Raw genomic sequence first — 4,535 nt, forward strand, 5'->3', positions numbered from 1 at the left:
AGCGGCTCTGGCGGAGTCTGAAATACGAGTGCGTCTACCTGCACGCTTGGGAGACTGGATCAGAGGCGAAGGCGGGCGTCGGCAGATGGATCGAGTTCTATAATCGAAAACGCCCACATTCCGCCCTTGGCGGCAAGCCTCCTGCCATGGTCTATTGGCTGAGAAAAGACGAAACCCAACCTGGTCAGCAGCGGCAGAGAGTAGCTTAAATTACGCCAGATCCTGTCCAACGATCGGGGAGTAGCTCAACTTGCTGGTGATCATAACAAGGCGAGATAACTGGCAAGAAGTTTTCGAAGCTGTATTTCTGCACAAAACGTCGGTGGAAGAGTCATTTCGACGCATTGCGCCGATAAGAAACTGCACCATGCATGCTCGCCTGATTACGAAAGAAGACGAGTTGTACTTGACTGTCGAACTTATGCGTTTGCGTAAGGCCCTTAGTTGAGCACGCCAGCGCCGTCCCGCGGGGTGGCGCTCGCAACGTTCGCGTTTGGCAGTTTATCCCGGCCACATCCGTACGACATTGCCGACGCCCGCAACACTAGCCAAAAGCGCCGCCCCATGGGGGCGGGACGGCGCTGGCGCGGCGGGCTGCGCCCTTGATTCCGCGCCGGGGTCCAGGCTCCTCTGCTGCGCTATGAAGGCGGGTGTGCCCGGACATACATTCATTGAACACCCACCCGTTGCGCCCCCACCGTACGCCCCGCTTCCCGGATATTAACCGCGAGCCGCTATACAGGACCGGAGACCTCCAGAAAGGACCCCGCCATGACCGCACCCGCACCAGCCGCCCTCTCCCCCATCAAGGATGGCCGCAACGAAAAAGGCCCCCGCTTGCGCGAGGGCCTTCCAATTTGTCAGAGAGGCAAATCTCAGAGTCCGGTGGACACGTCGATGGTGTTGCCTTCTTCCAGGGTCACATAGGCTTTTTTCACGTCTTTACGCTTGCCCAGCTGGCCGCGGAAACGCTTGACCTTACCCTTGGTGACGGTGGTGTTGACCGCTTTCACCTTGACGCCAAAGAGAGCCTCGACGGCTTCTTTGATCATCGGCTTGTTGGAGTCGATTGCCACTTCGAAAACCACTGCGCCATTTTCGGACGCCATGGTGGATTTCTCGGTGATGATCGGCTTGCGGATCACGTCGTAGTGTTCTGCCTTCACGCTCATTTCAGACGAGCCTCCAGTGCTTCGACACCCGCCTTGGTGATCACCAGGGTGTCACGCTTCAGGATGTCATAGACGTTGGCACCGATGGTCGGCAGGATGTCCAGACCTTCGATGTTGCGCGACGCTTGCAGGAAGCCTTCGTTGACCGCTGCGCCGTCGATGATCAGCGCGCGCTTCCAGCCCAGGTTTTTCACCTGCTTGGCCAGAGCTGCAGTCTTGCCTTCGGAAGCAGCGTCCTCGATGATGACCAGCTCGCCCGCTTTGGCTTTGGCGGACAGCGCGTGGCGCAGGCCCAGCTTGCGGAACTTCTTGGTCAGCTCGTGGCCGTGCGAACGCGGGGTCGGACCCTTGTAGATACCACCCTTGCGGAAGATCGGCGCGTTGCGGTCACCGTGACGTGCGCCGCCGGTGCCCTTCTGGCGGTAGATCTTCTTGGTCGAGTAGGAGGTCTCGGAGCGGGTCTTCACCTTGTGGGTGCCGGCCTGCGCGTTGTTGCGCTGCCAGCGGACCACGCGGTGCAGGATGTCCGCACGCGGCTCCAGGCCGAACAGGTCTTCGGACAGTTCGATGTCGCCCGCTTTGCCGCCGTCCAGTTTGATCACGTCAAGTTTCATGCTTCACCACCTTCCGCGGCAACTTCCGCAGTTTTCAGAGCGGCCGGGAAAGGCAGACCCTCGGGGGCTTTCTTCTTCACGGCGTCCTTGACGGTAACCCAGCCGGATTTCGGGCCCGGTACGGCGCCCTTGATGAAGACCAGGCCGCGCTCGGCGTCGGTTTTCACCACTTCCAGGTTCTGGGTGGTCACGCGGGCTGCGCCCATGTGGCCGGCCATTTTCTTGCCTTTGAAGACCTTGCCCGGGTCCTGACACTGACCGGTCGAACCGTGCGAACGGTGCGAGATCGACACACCGTGCGAGGCGCGCAGGCCGCCAAAGTTGTGCCGCTTCATGGCACCGGCGAAACCTTTACCGATCGAGGTGCCGGTCACGTCCACTTTCTGGCCAGCCAGGAAGTGTTCGGCCGAGATTTCGGCGCCGACTTCGATCAGGCCGTCCGCGGGAACGCGGAATTCGACCAGCTTGCGCTTGGGTTCAACCTTGGCAGCTGCGAAGTGGCCGCGCATGGCTTGCGAGGTGCGCTTTGCCTTGGCGGAGCCAGCACCCAGCTGAACAGCGGTGTAGCCGTCTTTTTCCTCGGTGCGCTGAGCAACGACCTGCAGGCCTTCCAGGGACAGAACGGTCACAGGGATCTGCTTGCCGTCTTCCATGAACAGGCGGGTCATGCCCACTTTCTTAGCGATAATTCCGGAACGCATAATCTATACCCTCCGAACTTACGACTGCAGCTTGATTTCGACGTCAACGCCGGCAGCCAGGTCGAGCTTCATCAGCGCGTCCACGGTCTGCGGGGTCGGGTCGACGATATCGAGAAGGCGCTTGTGGGTGCGGATCTCGAACTGGTCGCGGGATTTCTTGTCCACGTGGGGGCCACGCAGAACAGTGAATTTCTCGATCTTGTTCGGCATCGGGATCGGGCCACGCACTTGCGCGCCGGTCCGCTTGGCAGTGTTGACGATCTCTTGCGTGGACGCATCCAGCACGCGATAGTCAAATGCCTTCAGCCGGATACGGATGTTTTGGCTTTGCATCGTACAGCCTTTTATTCAGGCGTTGGGGTTGAGAGGAGGGCCTGCGACCACCGCAACCCCTCATCGAACCCAAAAGGCGGGAATCATCCCGCCCCTATTCGCACGCGGCGAACTCGCGCCCTATACGCCCTGTGGCCCCGTGAGGCAAGGGGTTTCGCCGCGAAACCGTTGCGTTTGGGGAGGACGGTGCGTTTGGGGTTTGTTAGGGGAGGTTAAGGGGGGTGGGCGTTGCAGAGTTGGCCGACTTCACGGCAAAAACACCCAGAACAGTCATTCCACCTTAGGTTCGCTGAACAGGAACTTAACAGCGACATACCCCATTCCAACAATTTGAAGGAAGGTCTCGACTGTAACTGCAGAGATAAACCATTGATATTCCCTGAAGTCCAACGCCCCAGCACCAACCAGAACCGCCAAGATGGCATTGAAAGTGATCAAAGCAGAGATCCAAAAAATGATCCATCCCGACCACTTCTTTCGCAAGTCATAGAACTCGCGAAGACCCTGAGTCTTGATGTTTGCTTCAAGTACCTTGACGCGCCGAGACAGTTCATCCGCTTCCAAACCGCCTTCTTCTAGCTGTTGTTCCTTCCTTTGCTCTTTATCTTCTTCTTCGAAGGTTTCCAGCGCATCCAAGTCCGGAAGCTCAAACTCTTCATCAAAATCGTCGCTCATGAAATGCTTGAGAACCCTTTACTGCGTTGCAAGGTTCGGATGGCGGCGAAGCAAATCCAAGCGATTTTCGATTACGTCCTCTGAAACCGCGAACATCGTTGCCAACTCACCCACATCTGCGACATCTTTGTACTTTTTAAGAATATTAAGAGGAACCAGGAAGTTAGCGGCAAAAGTGTCAGCTTCAATTTCTTCAACAGGCTTTTCATCAACGTGAACATTGCTACGAAAGACCGGCTGATAGTTCTTAGACTTAATGTACTCCTGGTGCAGCACAGCATGGCCGAGTTCGTGAGCGATCGTAAAAATCATACGATTGGGTGATATATCTTTATTTATGACAATTTTGTTGTCTGCCTTGCGATAGAAGCCCGATATCTTCTCATTGTATGGCTCCTTGAGCTTTGCATATACAACTTGGATATCCCTTTCTTCCGCAATTCTTTCTGGGTCGAACGGCGGTTTTGATCCAAGCGCACGGCGAATCGCAGCCGCTGCACTGGAGGCTTTCTTAAAATTCGGCTTTCTTGCCATTACAGAGCTTCCCTTCAGAAGGTTGCACCGAAAATTGATATAAATATGGTGGCTGGCGCGTCAAGAGGCCGGCATTTCCATCGCTGGAACACACTAATCGTACTCAACTTCGTTTAGCAAAGCAAAAAGGGCCTCCCGGAGGAGGCCCTTTCTATCATCTCACCGGTGCGGGCTCTCATTGATTTTGCTGCGCAAAACCAACTGCCGCCCGCCAGACGGCAAAGCCGCCTTACTCGATGATCTTCGACACAACGCCAGCGCCGACGGTGCGGCCGCCTTCGCGGATGGCGAAGCGCAGGCCGTCTTCCATCGCGATCGGCGCGATCAGCTCAACCGCGAACTTCAGGTTGTCGCCCGGCATCACCATCTCGGTGCCTTCCGGCAGGGTCACGGTGCCGGTCACGTCGGTGGTGCGGAAGTAGAACTGCGGACGGTAGTTCGCGAAGAACGGGGTGTGGCGGCCGCCTTCTTCCTTGGTCAGGATGTAGGCTTCGGCTTCGAACTTG

The 4,535-nt window shown here is 57.2% G+C and carries 7 protein-coding genes and 1 pseudogene; 1 reads left to right on the forward strand and 7 read right to left on the reverse strand.

The window, feature by feature from the left end; translation table 11 throughout:
- Positions 1-209 (forward strand): integrase core domain-containing protein (locus tag A9D60_RS25150; protein WP_141117948.1); only part of this gene is annotated, 209 nt, incomplete at its 5' end.
- A 666-nt stretch (positions 210-875) separates the two neighbouring features.
- Here the strand turns inward: A9D60_RS25150 and A9D60_RS25155 are convergent.
- The 7 genes and pseudogenes from A9D60_RS25155 to tuf form a co-directional block, all read right to left on the reverse strand.
- On the reverse strand, positions 876-1,172 hold the full coding sequence (locus tag A9D60_RS25155) for a 50S ribosomal protein L23 (protein WP_019298498.1): 297 nt from the start codon (positions 1,170-1,172) through the stop codon (positions 876-878).
- Positions 1,169-1,786 (reverse strand): 50S ribosomal protein L4, encoded by a 618-nt coding sequence (rplD, locus tag A9D60_RS25160; RefSeq protein WP_019298499.1) that lies wholly within the window; start codon positions 1,784-1,786, stop codon positions 1,169-1,171. The genes A9D60_RS25155 and rplD overlap by 4 nt, the downstream gene beginning before the upstream one ends.
- Positions 1,783-2,487 (reverse strand): 50S ribosomal protein L3, encoded by a 705-nt coding sequence (gene rplC, locus A9D60_RS25165; protein WP_065270120.1) that lies wholly within the window; start codon positions 2,485-2,487, stop codon positions 1,783-1,785. The genes rplD and rplC overlap by 4 nt, the downstream gene beginning before the upstream one ends.
- An 18-nt stretch (positions 2,488-2,505) precedes the next feature.
- Complete coding sequence (rpsJ, locus tag A9D60_RS25170) at positions 2,506-2,820, reverse strand: 30S ribosomal protein S10 (RefSeq protein WP_019298501.1); 315 nt, start codon at positions 2,818-2,820, stop codon at positions 2,506-2,508.
- A 270-nt stretch (positions 2,821-3,090) separates the two neighbouring features.
- Positions 3,091-3,495, reverse strand: a complete 405-nt coding sequence (locus A9D60_RS25175) for a hypothetical protein (RefSeq protein ID WP_065270121.1) — start codon at positions 3,493-3,495, stop codon at positions 3,091-3,093.
- 18 nt (positions 3,496-3,513) lie between these two features.
- Entirely contained in the window at positions 3,514-4,029 is a 516-nt protein-coding gene (locus tag A9D60_RS25180; RefSeq protein ID WP_065270122.1) for an ImmA/IrrE family metallo-endopeptidase, read from the reverse strand.
- A gap of 229 nt (positions 4,030-4,258) precedes the next feature.
- Positions 4,259-4,535 (reverse strand): annotated as a pseudogene (gene tuf / locus A9D60_RS25185) (elongation factor Tu); the annotation flags it as partial.

The organism is Leisingera sp. JC1 (assembly GCF_001679925.1).
Classification (GTDB): domain Bacteria; phylum Pseudomonadota; class Alphaproteobacteria; order Rhodobacterales; family Rhodobacteraceae; genus Leisingera.